Raw genomic sequence first — 14,784 nt, 5'->3', positions numbered from 1 at the left:
CAGATTACCGAATCTGGAAACCCATGAATCACACATCACCGCAGAACTGAATCCTGAATGTCGATTGGTCCTAGAGCGTTTCACCGTTTCACGGAAACGGCGAACCGCTCTATCTCTTTATTTTTACGCAATTCCGGCCGGAAAACCGCTTACACTTTCCTGGAATTGCTCTAGCATGGCCGGCTGGGTCAGCCGGCCATCGCTTTTTCAGCCCCGGCTGAGCTTGGCGCTTCCGCGGCATGCGAGACCAGCGCCGTCATGATCTCGGCTGCGGCGAGGGCTGCGATCACCGTCGGGCGCTTGTCCTTCACGGCCCTGCCGCCGATCGGCGAGATCAGCCGATCGAACTGCGCTTGGTTGCCATCGGCGGACTTCAGGAACCAGTTCCGGAAGGTGGCCTTCTTCGTCTTCGAGCCGATCATGCCGACATAGGCGGTGTCGCCGCGCTTCAGCGCTTCGGTGACGATCAGGAAATCCAGCGCATGGTCATGCGTGAGGATGGCGAAAGCCGATCCCGCCGGCGCCTCGCGCACCACGGCTTCGGGCACCGGCGTCAACCGCGTTTCCATCGTTTCCGGCATGCCTTCCAGCGCTTCGGATCGGGTCTCGACCACGACGACGTGGATCGGCAGCAACGCCAGCGACGCGGCCAGCGCCTGGCCGACATGGCCGCCGCCGAAGAGATAGACATGCGGCAAATGCGCTTCCTCCACTTCGGCGTCGGCGATCAATTGCTGCTCCAGCGAAGCATCGACGAGACGGATCGAGACCTCGACGCGACCGCCGCAGCATTGGCCGATTTCCGGCCCGAGCGGCACGTCAAGCGTGGCGCAGATTTCATCGACCTCGATGCGGGTTTCGTCGGCGGGAGATCGCGGCCGCGGCCCTCCGCCCAACATCTGCCGCGCCTTGTCGATCGCCATGTATTCGAGCTGGCCACCGCCGATCGTGCCGAAAATGGCCGATGCCGAGACAAGCATGAAGGCGCCGGCCTCGCGCGGTGTCGAGCCTTTCGTGGCCGCCACCTCGACGAGGGCGACCCGGCCAGCTTGGCCGAAAAACGCCTTCAGGCTTTGCACTTTCGAGCTCATCTTCCGTATTTTGCCTGTTCGCCGCATGATCCCTTCCGAAATCGATGCCGATTTCGGATCATGCTACAGCACCGAAATATAGTACTTTTCGGCCCGAATTGCACGTCTTAGGCCGGCTTCAAGGCTTCCCGCTTCAGGCGCTCGATCGCCATCAGCACCCGTTCCGGCGTCGCCGGCGCGTCGAGGCGCGGGCAGATTTTATGGCCGGCGACACTCGCCACCGCGTCCGACAGCGCATGCAAGACCGACATGCCGTGCGGCAGCGGCGGCTCGCCGACCGCCTTGGAGCGATGGATGGTCGGCTCATAGGCCGACGACCAGTCGGTCAGCTTGACGTTGAAAATTTTCGGCCGGTCGGAAGCGAGCGGGATCTTGTAGGTGGACGGCGCATGGGTGCGCAGCCGGCCGCTATCGTCCCACCACAACTCTTCCGTGGTCAGCCAGCCCATGCCCTGGATGAAGCCGCCCTCGACCTGGCCGAGGTCGATCGCCCGGTTCAGCGAACGGCCGGCGTCGTGCAGGATGTCGGTGCGCTCGACGACATATTCGCCGGTCAGCGTGTCGACCGAGACCTCCGAGCAGGCCGCCCCGTAGGCATAATAGTAGAAGGCATGGCCACGGCCCTTGCTGCGATCCCAATGGATCTTCGGCGTCTTGTAGAAGCCCGCCGCCGAGAGCTGGACACGATTGACATAGGCCTGCTTGACCAGATCGTTGAAGGCCACTTCCTGATTGCCGATCCGTACGCGGTTGGGCAGGAACACCACCTGATCGTGCGGCACCTGGTATTTGTCCGCTGCGAAATCGGTCAGCCGCTTGCGGATCTGGCGGGCGGCATCCTGCGCCGCCATGCCGTTGAGGTCGGCGCCGGACGACGCGGCCGTCGGCGAGGTGTTCGGCACCTTGGCGGTGGTGGTGGCGGTGATCTTCACTCGATCGAGGTCGATCTGGAATTCTTCCGCCACAACCTGCGCCACCTTGAGGTGCAAGCCTTGCCCCATCTCGGTGCCGCCATGGTTCATATGCACCGAGCCGTCAGCATAGACATGCACCAGCGCGCCGGCCTGGTTGGCCTCGGTCTTGGTGAAGGAGATGCCGAACTTGACCGGCGTCAACGCCAGGCCGCGCTTGATGAAGCGGCTGTTGTTGTTGAAGGCGCTGATCTCGCGGCGGCGGCGCTCATAATTCGCGCTTTCCTCCAGCTCGGCCACGATGCGCTGGATGATGCAGTCCTCGACCTTCTGATGATACGGCGTGACGCTGCGTTCGCCGATCGCCTCCATCGGATCATAGAAATTCAGCTTGCGGATTTCGAGCGAATCCTTGCCGACGGCGAAGGCCACCTCGTCGATGACGCGCTCCGCGCCCACCATTCCTTGCGGGCCGCCGAAGCCGCGGAAGGCGGTGTTGGAAACGGTGTTGGTGTAGAGCGGCGCCGACTTCGCATGCACCGCCGGATAGAAATAGGCGTTGTCGCAATGGAACAGCGCGCGGTCGCCGACGGGACCGGAGAGATCGGCGGAAAAGCCGCAGCGCAACGCATAAGTGAAGTCGACGCCGAGGATGTTGCCCTCGTTGTCGAAGCCGACTTCATAGTCGATGGCGAAGTCGTGGCGCTTGCCGGTGGCGGTCATGTCCTCGTCGCGGTCGAGCCTGATCTTGACGGCACGCTTGAGCTTCTTGGCGGCAATGGCGGCGATTGCGGCGCACTGGTTGGCCTGGGTTTCCTTGCCGCCGAAGCCGCCGCCCATGCGGCGTACCTCGACCGTCACCGCGTGGCTCGGCACGCCGAGCGCATGGGCGACCAGATGCTGTGTCTCGCTCGGTCCCTGTGTCGAGCAATAGACGATGACCTCGTCGTCCTCGCCGGGGATCGCTAGTGAAACCTGGCCTTCGAGATAGAAATGGTCCTGGCCGCCGAGCCACATGCGGTTCTTGATGCGACAGGGAGCGGCCGCAATTGCCGCCGCGGCATCGCCGCGCTTCAGGATCAGCGGCGTGGTGACCTGCTTGTCCTTGACCGGGTCGAGGTTCCAGATGTCGATGACGGCCGGGAGCCCGTCATACTCGATCTTGGCGAGACGCGCCGCGCGGCGCGCTTCCTCGCGCGTCTCGGCGACCACGGCGAAGATCGGCTGGCCGTAAAACTCAACCTTGCCTTCGGCGAGCACCGGGTCGTCATGCATGTTGCTCGGCGAAACATCGTTCTCGCCGGGCACGTCGGCATAAGTCAGCACATCAATGACGCCGGGCGCCGCGCGCACCGCCGACAGGTCGACGCTCTTAAGCGTGCCATGCGCAATCTTCGACAGGCCGAGGCCGATATGCAGCGTGCCGGCAGGCTCCGGCATGTCGTCGATATAGACGGCGGCGCCGCTGACATGCTTGTGCGCGGAATCATGGCGTTGGTCGGTGGCGACGCCGCCAACGATTTTTTCCGCCTTGAGGTCGGGGGTGGCGTGCTTGTTCATCAGGCCGCCTCGTCGCGCGAGACCTGGAACGGCGCCTTCGTTCCGGTCGTCTCGATGTAAAAACGCAGCAGAAGGTTCCTTGCCGCCAGCGCCCGGTATTCAGCAGTCGCCCGCATATCGGTAAGCGGCGTGAAGTCCTTGGCATATTCGGCCATTGCGGTCTCCACCGTCGCTTCGTTCCAGGCCTTGCCGATCAGCGCCTTCTCGACTGCGCCGGCGCGCTTCGGCGTCGCCGCCATGCCGCCATAGGCGATGCGGATGTCGGCAACCGTGCCATCCTTGGCCAAGGTCAGATGGAATGCGCCGAGCGTCGCCGTGATGTCCTCGTCGCGCCGCTTGGTGACCTTGTAGACGGCAAACTTTGCGCCCCTCGCCGGCACCGGAACATGGACCGCTTCGACGAACTCGCCGGGCTGACGATCCTGCTTGCCATAGGCGATGAAGAAGGTTTCGAGCGGGATGGTGCGGCGCTCTTTGCCTTTGCGCAGGGTGAGCCGCGCGCCGAGCGCGATCAGCGGCGGCGGCGTGTCGCCGATCGGCGAGCCGTTGGCGATGTTGCCGCCGATCGTGCCCATGTTGCGCACCTGCTCGCCGCCGATGCGGTCGACCAGCGGCCCCAATGCCGGGATGCGCTTCGACAGCGTCTCGAAAGCCTCGCTGTAGGTGACGCCGGCGCCGATCGTGATCACGCCGTCTTTCTCCGACATAGCGCGCAGGCCGGCGAGGCCACCGATGAAGACCGCCGGCGAGATGTCGCGCATGTGCTTGGTAACCCAAAGGCCGACATCGGTCGAGCCGGCGACGATGGTGGCGGCCGGCTCCTTCTCGAGCACGGCGGCGAGATCGTCGACGTCGGCCGGCACGATCAATCGCGCCTTGCCCGACCCGATCTCGACCCTGGCGCCATCGTGCAATGCCTGCAGCCGCGCGGTGATGTCCTTGCGCTCCACGGCCAGCGGATCCTTAGCCGCCTTGCCATAGCTGGAAATGGCATGCGCGGCGCGCATGATCGCCTCGTAGCCGGTGCAACGGCAGAGATTGCCCTGCAGCGCCTTTTCGATCGCCGGGTTCGACGGATCGGGTGTCTTCATCCAGAGCGCATAGAGCGACATGACGAAGCCCGGCGTGCAGAAGCCGCATTGCGAGCCGTGGAAATCGACCATCGCCTGCTGCACCGGGTGAAGTTTCTCGCTCTCGCCGCGCAGATGCTCCACAGTGACGACATGGGTGCCGTCGAGCGAGCCCATGAAACGAATGCAGGCATTGACACTCTCGTAGATGAGACCTTCGGCGGAGAGCTTGCCGACCAGCACCGTGCAGGCGCCGCAGTCGCCTTCGGCGCAGCCTTCCTTGGTGCCGCGCAGCGAGCGGTTGAGCCGCAGCCAGTCGAGCAGCGTCGCACCGGGCGCGACGTCTTTCAGAGCTACGTCGGTGCCGTTCAGGATGAAGCGTATCTCGTTGCGGATCTCTGCCATGTCTCAACTCCCCCGATAGGTCGAGTAGCCATAGGGCGAAATCAAGAGCGGCACATGGTAGTGCCGCGCCTCCGCCATGCCAAAGCGGATAGGCACGATGTCCAGGAAAGCGGGCTCAGGCAGTTTGGCGCCCTGGCCGCGCAGATAGTCGCCGGCGGCGAAGACCAGCTCATATTCGCCGGTGCGGAAATCGGCGCCGGCGAGCAGCGGCGCGTCGCAGCGGCCGTCATCGTTGGTGGCGACGGTCTTGAGATGCGTGCGGTTCCGGCCCTCGATGCGGAAAAGCTCGATCGACAGGCCCTTTGCCGGCCGGCCGGTCGCGGTGTCGAGCACATGGGTCGTCAGGCGCCCACCCTCGGCTTTCGACGTTTCTGCCACTGGCCGCCTCCCATTTCCAGCACGACCGATTGGCCGGTACGTTTCAGGTCAATTGTGCGCCAATTAAAGGCGATGCATAAGCCCTGGTCGAGCGGAGTGCGGCAAAAAGCACTTTCAAAAATTTTCGGGGGAATGCTGCAGCACTCCTTTCGATATCTTCAGTGCAACAGTCGGGCAGGAGCAGACATGCGTTACGATCGGGACATGCGCGGTTACGGGGCCAATCCGCCGGACCCGAAATGGCCCGGCGGCGCGCATGTCGCGGTGCAATTCGTCGTCAACTATGAGGAAGGCGGCGAGAACTGCGTGCTGCATGGCGACAAGGCTTCGGAAGCCTTCCTGTCGGAGATCGTCGGCGCGGCGCCCTGGGTCGGCCAGCGCCACTGGAACATGGAATCCATCTACGAATACGGCGCTCGCGCCGGCTTCTGGCGACTCTACCGGCTGTTCACCGAGGCGCAAGTGCCGGTGACCTGCTACGGCGTCGCCACCGCGCTCGCGCGCTCGCCCGATCAGGTCATGGCGATGCAGGAGGCCGGCTGGGAGATCGCCTCGCATGGGCTGAAATGGATCGACTATCGCGACCATGATGCGGAGGACGAGCGGCGCGACCTCGAGGAGACGATCCGGCTGCATTACGAAGTGACCGGCGCGCGGCCGACCGGCTGGTACACCGGCCGCACCTCGGTCAACACGGTGCGGCTCGTCGCCGAGGAGGGCGGCTTCGACTACGTCTCCGACACCTATGACGACGAGCTGCCCTACTGGTACGACCGCGCCGAGCTGGAGAAACCGCAGCTCATCATCCCCTACACGCTCGACGCCAACGACATGCGCTTCGCGACGCCGCAGGGTTTCAATTCGGGTGACCAGTTCTTCGCCTATCTGAAGGACAGTTTCGACACGCTCTATGCCGAGGGCAAGGCAGGGCGGCCGCGCATGATGAATATCGGCCTGCACTGCCGGCTGGTCGGCCGCCCAGGCCGTGTGGCGGCGCTCAAGCGCTTCGTCGATTATGTGAAGTCGCACGACAAGGTGTGGCTGACCCGGCGCATCGATATCGCCAAGCACTGGCGCGAAACGCATCCCTACGAGGCGCCGGCGCTGCGCCCATCGCGGATGGAGTTCGAGGAATTCGTTCAGGCCTTCGGCGGCGTGTTCGAGCATTCGCCCTGGATCGCCGAGCGCGCCTACGAGCTGGAGCTCGGGCCGGCGCATGACAGCGCCGGCGGCCTGCACAACGCGCTCTGCCGCGTCTTCCGCGCGGCGAGCGAGGCCGAGCGGCTATCCGTGCTCAACGCCCATCCGGACCTTGCGGGCAAGCTGGCGGCGGCCAAGCGGCTGACGCCGGAATCGGCCAAGGAGCAGGCCTCCGCCGGGCTCGACGCGCTGACCGACAAGGAGCGCGAGCTGTTCTCGAAACTCAACGCCGCCTACGTCACCACCTTCGGCTTCCCCTTCATCATTGCGGTCAAGGGCAAGACCAAGGACGAAATCCTGGCGGAGTTCGAGGCGCGGATCGGCAACAGCCGCGGCACCGAGTTCGAAACCGCCTGCAAACAGGTCGAACGCATCGCATTGCTTCGGCTGAAGGACATGCTCCCACTCTGATGTTTGTTTTTACGCAATTCCGGACGGAAGGCTGCGGCGAAGTCGCCGAACCTCATACTTCACGCCTTTCCTGGAATTGCTCTGAGGGCCAGGACCCATGGACATGATCAAGACCGCCGAGCGAACCTATTACGCACCGCAGGGCGGCCATCCCGGCCAGAACGAGCTCTTGACCGGCAGGGCCGTCTTCACCGAGGCCTATGCCGTCATCCCCAAGGGCGTGATGCAGGACATCGTCACCAGCCCGCTGCCGTTCTGGGACAAGACGAGAGCCTGGATCATCGCGAGGCCTCTCTCGGGCTTCGCCGAGACGTTCTCGCAATATATCGTCGAGGTCCTGCCCGGCGGCGGCAGCGACCGGCCCGAGCTCGACGCCGGCGCCGAGGGCGTGCTGTTCGTCGTCGAGGGCTCGCTCACCGTTTCGCTAGCCGGCGAAAAGCATGTGCTTGCCCCCGGCGGCTTCGCCTTCCTGCCGCCCTCCAGCGGATGGACGGTGCGCAACGAAAGCGCCGCCGCCGCCCGTTTCCACTGGATCCGCAAGGCCTATGAGGCGGTCGACGGGCTCGACGTGCCGGAAGCCTTCTTTTCAAGCGACCAGGAGGTAGCGCCGAGCCCGATGCCGGGCACGGAAGGGCGCTGGGCAACGACCCGCTTCGTCGATCCGGCCGACATGCGCCACGACATGCACGTCACCATCGTCACGCTGAAGCCTGGCGCGGTGATACCCTTCGCCGAGACGCATGTCATGGAGCACGGGCTCTATGTGCTGGAAGGTAAGGCCGTCTATCGACTCAACCAGGATTGGGTCGAGGTCGAGGCCGGCGACTTCATGTGGCTGCGCGCCTTTTGCCCGCAGGCCTGCTATGCCGGCGGCCCCGGCAATTTCCGCTATCTGCTCTACAAGGACGTCAACCGCCACGCCAGGCTGAGCGGTTATCTTGGGGGCGGCTATCTTGGAGGCAAGGCGCGGTGAGCCGCATCGTCGCCCGACCGCTGACCCGCGAGAACTTCGCGCCGTTCGGCGACGTCATCGACATGGGCGGCGACAACCGCTACCCGATCAATGGCGGCAAGGCGATGCGCTATCACGACCTCGCCACCGCCGAGGCCACCGGGCCGAATGCCAAGGTGCTGATCTCGATGGTGCGGGGAACGCCCTACGAGATGCCGCTGAAGCTCACCATGGTCGAGCGCCATCCGCTCGGCAGCCAGGCCTTCATCCCGCTGTCGCCGCGGCCGTTCCTGGTCGTCGTCTGCCACGACACCAAGGACGGCCCCGGCGAGCCGCATGCCTTTCTGGCCGGCCCCGGACAAGGCATCAACTACCGCCGCAATCTCTGGCACGGCGTGCTGACGCCGATCGGCGAGGAACAGGATTTTATTATCGTCGACCGCGGCGGGGACGGCTCCAATCTCGAAGAATTCCATTTCTCGCATCCGTACGAAATCCACCTTCCCTGAAAGCTTGCGATTTCCATGACCGACATTTCGCTGATCGACCGCCTGCTCGATGTAATCGAGCACGACATCGTGCCGAAGACGGTGCAGGGCGTTGCCCATGGCAACAAGCTGTTCGGCGCCGCCATCCTGCGGAAAAACGACCGCTCGCTGGTGCTGGCCGAGACCAACAACGAGATGGAAAATCCGCTCTGGCATGGCGAGGTGCACTGCCTGAAGCGCTTCTACGAGATGCCCAAGGCCGAGCGCGTCGACACCAGGGACGCGCTGTTCATCGCCACGCACGAGCCCTGCTCGCTCTGCCTATCGGCGATCACCTGGACCGGCTTCGACAATTTCTACTACCTCTTCAGCCACGAGGATTCGCGCGACAGCTTTGCCATCCCGCACGACCTCAAGATCCTGAAAGAGGTCTTCACACTCGACCCCGGCGGCTACAATGCCGAGAATGCCTATTGGAAGAGCTTTTCCATCCGCCGGCTGGTCAGGGCTTTGCCCGATGCTGAGCGCAAGCGGCTGGAGGCGAGGATCGGCAGGATTGCGGCGCGCTATGACGAGCTGTCGGACGCCTATCAGGCAAGCAAGGCCGACAACGACATCCCGCTGAACTGACGAGGCTTTCTCGATCTTGAATTGCCACCTTTATGGTGGCATATTGGATTGTGGAGAAACGCAGACCCACTTACGATCTTGGTGCGATCAAGGCGACGGTTGGATCTGCCGATACATTAGCCCATCACTACGTCAGCTCTGCGTGACGCGGTCGGCCTTGGTTTCGATCGCGCCGGCATTGTCGAGGTGATCGGCGGCATGACGCGGAAGATGTTCGTGAAATCGATGACAACCTTCGCCGATCACCGCGTCTGGCAGGATGTCTATCATGTGCCGGCGCGCGACCTGCTTCTCTATGTGAAAATTCCAGGCCGATGTCGTGACCGAGTTCACAGTCATGGCATTCAAGGAGAAATGACCATGGCAAGAGAAACCAGCGAAACCATGATCTCTCCCGAAACCGGAGATATCCTGACGCGCGGGGTGCGGCCGTTCACCGTGACCTACAAAGGCGAGAGCATGGTTGTCGACCTGCCGGGCTACTATCCGGCTTCGGCTTCGGACGGAGACGGCATGCATGTCGGGGAGGATATGGCTGCCGTTGATGCCGCCCTGCGTATTCTCAAGGAAAAGATCGATGGCGTGCCAGCGCCGGAAACCATTCGGCGCATGCGCACGAAGCTCAAGCTGTCGCAACGCGAGGCGGGTTCCCTGTTCAAGGTCGGCGAGAATGCCTTCGACAAATATGAGCGGGGCCTGATCGAGCCAAGCGGCCCGACCATTCAGCTGATGACGTTGCTCGAAAAACACCCCGAACTGCTGGACGAATTGCGCTAACAGCCAAGGTCGCATTTTTTGATGCTCCAGTCGCGAATGGCGATTGAAAGTCGTCGCGCTGCGGAGCGTTATGCGCTCCATGAAAACCGTCACCGAATTCCCTCGCAAAGTCGTCGAATTTCCCGACATGGGCATCGTCATGCCGGATGGCTGCCGGCTGTCGGCGCGCATCTGGATGCCCGAGGATGCCGCCGACAATCCCGTGCCCGCGATCCTCGAGCACCTGCCCTACCGCAAGCGCGACGGCACCATTTTTCGCGATCAGCTCACCCATCCCTATTTCGCCGGGCACGGCTATGCCTCGATCCGCGTCGACATGCGCGGCAATGGCGATTCCGAAGGGCTGATGGACGACGAATATTCCGAGCAGGAATTGCAGGACGCCTGCGACGTCATTGCCTGGGCGGCGGCCCAGCCCTGGTGCAACGGCAATGTCGGCATGATGGGCATTTCCTGGGGGGGCTTCAACTGCCTGCAGGTGGCGGCGAAGCAGCCGCCGGCGCTGAAGGCCGTGATCAGCCTCTGCTCGACCGTCGACCGCTATGCCGACGACATCCACTACAAGGGCGGCTGCCTGCTTTTGGAAAATTTCGGCTGGGCCTCGACGATGCTGTCCTATTCGTCGCGGCCGCCGGATCCGGCGATCGCCGGCGGCAATCGCTGGCGGGATTTGTGGCTGAGCCGGCTGGAGAACCAGTCTTTCCTGTTGCCGCTGTGGCTCAGCCACCAGCATCGGGACGCCTATTGGAAACGTGGCTCGATCTGTGAGGATTTTTCCGCGGTGAAAGCCGCCGTGCTGTCGATCGGCGGCTGGCATGACGGCTACCGCAACACGATCTCCAATCTCGTCACCGGCATCCAGTCGCCGGTCAAAGGCATCGTCGGCCCCTGGATCCACAAATACCCGCACTACGCCGGACCCAAGCCGGCCATCGGCTTCCTGCAGGAGGCGCTCCGCTGGTGGGACCGCTGGCTGAAGGGTGCTGCGACCGGAGTCGAGGCCGATCCGGCCTACCGCGCCTATGTGATGGACAGCGTGCGGCCGGCGCGCTGGCACCCGGAACGGCCGGGCCGCTGGGTGGCGGAGCGGGAATGGCCGTCGGCCAACATCAAGGTTGAGGCGACCGAACTCATTCCGGCGGGCGCCAAGCCCTCGCTCGTGGCTTCACCGCAGACCTGCGGACTTGCCGGCGGCGAGTATTTTCCCTTCACCTTCGGGCCGGAACTGCCGGGCGACCAGCGCTCCGACGACGCGCTGTCGGTGTGCTTCGACCAGCCCGAACTCGGCGAGGCGATCGACATCGTCGGGGCGCCGGAACTCGAAGTCCGGCTTGCCTCCGACCGACCCCAGGCCAACCTGGCGGTGCGGCTTTGCGACGTGCATCCCGACGGCGCGTCGGAGCTGATCTCCTATGGCGTACTCAATCTCACGCACCGCAACTCGCATGAATTCCCGCAAGCGCTTGTTCCGGGCGAGACGGTGTCGGCGCGCGTGGTGCTCGACCAGTGCGCCTACCGGGTGCCGGCCGGCCACAAATTGCGCGTCGCCGTTTCCACCGCCTACTGGCCGATGATCTGGCCCTCGCCGGAGCCGGTGCGGCTCGATCTGGCGCAGGCGACGCTGCAATTGCCGCTGCGCCCGCTGGCGAAAGGCAATGAGGTTTCGTTTCCTGAGCCGGAAGGCGCGACTCCCTGGGCGACCGAGACGATCCGGCCGGCGAACTCCGAACGCCATGTCGACCGCGATGAGAAGACCGGGCTGGTCACGCTTTCCATAGTTGACGATTTCGGCGCGGTGCGCGACCTCGACCACGGTCTGGTCAATGGCAGCATCGTGCGCGAGACATGGGCGATCCATCCCGACGATCCGCTGTCGGCCACCGGAGCGACGCATTGGACGCAGACATTGTCGCGCAATGGATGGTCGGTGCGGACCGAAACTTTTGCCGAGATGCGATCGGACGCCGCAAACTTCATCGTCAGCGCCAGAATCGAAGCCTATGAGGGTGAAAAACTGGTCTTCGAGCGCGGCTTCCAGCAGGCGATTCCCCGCGCCCTGGTTTGAGCCAGGGCAGATTGGGCCAAATGCGACGTGCGATTTACGCCACCGTATGTCGCATTCGGTCTTGCCTGCCGCTTTCCCTTACGGTCATTATCTCCTCCAATAGCAAGAAACGACCCTAAGGTCGGATATCCAGAGTGAGGAACCATAAATGTCCAACGAACTTGACTATCTCAGCCGGCGAGTCGCGGCCGGAAAACTCAGCCGTCGCGACTTTCTCGGTCGCGCCGCCGCGCTTGGCGTCACGGCCACCTTCGCCAACTCGCTGCTCTCCCGCGCCGTGCGCGCTGCCGGCCCGGTCAAGGGCGGCACGCTGAAGGCTGGCCTGCAGGGTGGTGAATCCACCAACAGCCTCGATCCGGCGACCTTCCTCAGTCAGGTTCCGTTCGCCTTCGGCAAATGCTGGGGCGAGACGCTGGTCGAACTGGCGCCGGGCGGCGGCGTCGAATATCTCATCGCCGAGGAGATCGGCAGCTCCAAGGACGCCAAGACCTGGACGATGAAGATCCGCAAGGGCGTCCAGTTCCACAATGGCAAGGAAGTGACGCCGGACGACGTGGTGGCGACGCTGAAGCGCCACAGCGACGAGAAGTCGAAGTCAGGCGCGCTCGGCGTCCTGAAGAGCATCGACACCATCAAGGCCGATGGCGGCAATGTCGTGGTCACGCTGAAGGACCCGAACGCCGACATGCCTTACCTGATGGCGGACTACCACCTGATCATCCAGCCGAATGGCGGCATGGACAAGCCGGATGCCGGCATCGGCACCGGCCCGTACAAGATCACCGTCAACCAGCCCGGCGTGAAGCATGGCGGCGAGCGCTTCGCCAATTACTGGCAGGCCGACAAATATGGCCACGCCGACCAGGTCGAGATCGTCGTCGTCAACGATCCGACGGCGCGCATGGCCGCTCTGCAGGGCGGTCAGGTGAACATGATCAACCGCGTCGAGCCGAAGATCGTCGATCTGGTCAAGCGGCTGCCCGGCGTCACCATCCGCGCCGCCTCGGGCCGCGGCTTCTATCCCTTCAACATGTTCTGCGACACCGCGCCCTTCGACAACAACGACCTCCGCATGGCGCTGAAGCTCGCCATGGACCGCGAGGAGATGCTGACCAAGATCCTGCGCGGCTACGGCGAGGTCGGCAACGACATGCCCGTCAACAAGGCCTATCCGCTGTTCGCAGGCGATTTCGAGCAGCGCAAGTTCGATCCTGAGAAGGCGGCCGCGGCTTACAAGAAATCGGGCCATAGCGGTTCGATTTTGCTGCGCACCTCCGACGTCGCCTTCCCGGGTGCCGTGGACGCAGCCCAGCTCTATCAGCAGAGCTGCGCCAAGGCCGGTATCAAGATCGAGATCAAGCGCGAGCCGGGCGACGGCTACTGGACGGAAGTCTGGAACAAGCAGCCTTTCTCGCTCTCCTATTGGGGCGGCCGCCCGACCCAGGACCAGATGTATTCGACCGCCTATCTCTCGACCGCCGACTGGAACGACACTCGCTGGAAGCGCCCGGATTTCGACAAGATGGTGCTTACGGCTCGCGGCGAGCTCGACGAAGCCAAGCGCAAGAAGATCTATCGCGACATGGGCGAGATCATGCGCGACGAAGGCGGCCTGATCGTGCCGTTCTTCAACCAGTTCGTCGATGCGACCGGCAAGGGCGTCGAAGGCTGGGTCGACAACCCGGCGCAGGAACTCAGCAACGGCCACGCCCTGATCGAGTGCTGGCTGCAGGCTTGACGAAGGACAAAGGAAGGGCCGGCGCGAGCCGGCCCTTCCCGGCTTTCATGGCCCGCCCGAAAGGCGGGTGTCATCCCTTCTTCACCATTGCGGGTAGCCGATGTCGTCTCCGATCCTGAGATTGGTCGCTCAGCGCGTCTTGCTGGGCCTGGTTCTTCTTTTGGCCGTTTCCGTGCTGATCTTCGCCGGCACGCAGATCTTGCCGGGCGACGTCGCCCAGGCGATCCTCGGCCAGTCGGCTACGCCGGAGGCGCTGGCGAACCTGCGCGAGCAGCTCGGGCTCAACGACCCGGCCTGGCTGCGCTACGTGCACTGGCTTTGGGGCATCCTGCATGGCGATTTCGGCACGGCGCAGTCGAGCGGGCTGGATATTGCTACCTCGATCAGCACCCGGCTGAAGAACACGCTTTTCTTGGCCGCCTGCGCGGCAATCGTCGCCGTGCCGCTGGCGATCATCCTCGGCCTGATCGCGGTGCGCTATCGCAACGGCTTCGTCGACAAGCTGATCTCCGGCCTGGCGCTGGCCTCGACATCGTTCCCGGAATTCTTCATCGGCTATGTGCTGATCTTCGTGTTTGCCGTGCACTGGCAGATCTTCCCGAGCATCTCGACGGTGGACGACTCCACGCCTTTTCTCGAAAGGCTGCAGGCCGTAGTGCTGCCGGCGACTGCGCTCACCCTGGTGGTGCTCGCCCATATGATGCGCATGACGCGCGCGGCGATCCTCAACGTCATGCAGTCGGCCTATATCGAGACGGCCGAGCTCAAGGGGCTGAAACCCTTCGATATCATCCGCAAGCATGCTTTCCCGAACGCGATAGCGCCGGTCGTCAACGTCGTCATGCTCAACCTCGCCTATCTCATCGTCGGCGTCGTGGTGGTGGAGGTGATCTTCGTCTATCCGGGCATGGGGCAATATCTAGTCGACCATGTCGCCAAACGCGACGTACCGGTGGTGCAGGCGGTCGGCCTGATTTTCGCCGCGGTCTACATCACGCTCAACATCGTCGCGGACATCGCCGCCATCGTGGCCAATCCGCGGCTGCGGCATCCGAAGTGACGGGAGCATCCGAAATGACGGGCCGGATGCAAGAGAAGGGGAACTGAG

The 14,784-nt window shown here is 63.7% G+C and carries 12 protein-coding genes; 8 read left to right on the top strand and 4 right to left on the bottom strand.

Annotated features, from left to right (window positions below; all coding sequences use genetic code 11):
• Positions 1–188: 188 nt before the first annotated feature.
• The 4 genes from xdhC to uraH form a co-directional block, all read right to left on the bottom strand.
• On the bottom strand, positions 189–1,091 hold the full coding sequence (xdhC, locus tag FJW06_RS22915; RefSeq protein ID WP_140754755.1) for a xanthine dehydrogenase accessory protein XdhC: 903 nt from the start codon (positions 1,089–1,091) through the stop codon (positions 189–191).
• 107 nt (positions 1,092–1,198) lie between these two features.
• On the bottom strand, positions 1,199–3,562 hold the full coding sequence (gene xdhB, locus FJW06_RS22910) for a xanthine dehydrogenase molybdopterin binding subunit (protein WP_140754753.1): 2,364 nt from the start codon (positions 3,560–3,562) through the stop codon (positions 1,199–1,201).
• Complete coding sequence (xdhA, locus tag FJW06_RS22905; RefSeq protein WP_140754751.1) at positions 3,562–5,037, bottom strand: xanthine dehydrogenase small subunit; 1,476 nt, start codon at positions 5,035–5,037, stop codon at positions 3,562–3,564. Before xdhA ends, xdhB begins: the two co-directional genes overlap by 1 nt.
• Positions 5,038–5,040: 3 nt before the next feature.
• Entirely contained in the window at positions 5,041–5,415 is a 375-nt protein-coding gene (uraH, locus tag FJW06_RS22900; protein ID WP_140754749.1) for a hydroxyisourate hydrolase, read from the bottom strand.
• 186 nt (positions 5,416–5,601) lie between these two features.
• Here uraH and puuE point away from each other — a divergent pair, with 186 nt between their 5' ends.
• The 8 genes from puuE (at position 5,602) to FJW06_RS22855 (ending at position 14,736) form a co-directional block, all read left to right on the top strand.
• Entirely contained in the window at positions 5,602–7,026 is a 1,425-nt protein-coding gene (puuE, locus tag FJW06_RS22895) for an allantoinase PuuE (RefSeq protein WP_140754747.1), read from the top strand.
• A 97-nt stretch (positions 7,027–7,123) separates the two neighbouring features.
• Positions 7,124–7,999, top strand: coding sequence for a bifunctional allantoicase/(S)-ureidoglycine aminohydrolase (locus FJW06_RS22890; RefSeq protein ID WP_140754745.1), 876 nt, complete (start codon positions 7,124–7,126; stop codon positions 7,997–7,999).
• Positions 7,996–8,487 (top strand): ureidoglycolate lyase, encoded by a 492-nt coding sequence (locus FJW06_RS22885; protein ID WP_140754744.1) that lies wholly within the window; start codon positions 7,996–7,998, stop codon positions 8,485–8,487. Before FJW06_RS22890 ends, FJW06_RS22885 begins: the two co-directional genes overlap by 4 nt.
• A gap of 15 nt (positions 8,488–8,502) precedes the next feature.
• A complete protein-coding gene (locus FJW06_RS22880; protein WP_140754742.1) occupies positions 8,503–9,096 on the top strand; it encodes a nucleoside deaminase in 594 nt (197 codons plus the stop codon).
• Between the two features lie 123 nt (positions 9,097–9,219).
• Positions 9,220–9,873, top strand: coding sequence for a type II toxin-antitoxin system MqsR family toxin (locus FJW06_RS22870; protein WP_348644069.1), 654 nt, complete (start codon positions 9,220–9,222; stop codon positions 9,871–9,873).
• 79 nt (positions 9,874–9,952) lie between these two features.
• Positions 9,953–11,938 (top strand): CocE/NonD family hydrolase, encoded by a 1,986-nt coding sequence (locus tag FJW06_RS22865; RefSeq protein WP_140754740.1) that lies wholly within the window; start codon positions 9,953–9,955, stop codon positions 11,936–11,938.
• Between the two features lie 148 nt (positions 11,939–12,086).
• Positions 12,087–13,676, top strand: a complete 1,590-nt coding sequence (locus FJW06_RS22860; RefSeq protein ID WP_140754738.1) for an ABC transporter substrate-binding protein — start codon at positions 12,087–12,089, stop codon at positions 13,674–13,676.
• 100 nt (positions 13,677–13,776) lie between these two features.
• On the top strand, positions 13,777–14,736 hold the full coding sequence (locus FJW06_RS22855) for an ABC transporter permease (RefSeq protein WP_140754736.1): 960 nt from the start codon (positions 13,777–13,779) through the stop codon (positions 14,734–14,736).
• Positions 14,737–14,784: the final 48 nt, after the last annotated feature.

It is taken from the genome of Mesorhizobium sp. B4-1-3 (assembly GCF_006439355.1).
GTDB lineage: Bacteria > Pseudomonadota > Alphaproteobacteria > Rhizobiales > Rhizobiaceae > Mesorhizobium.
The sequence above is the reverse complement of the archived record's forward strand: the minus strand, read 5'-3'. Positions and strand labels throughout refer to the sequence as shown.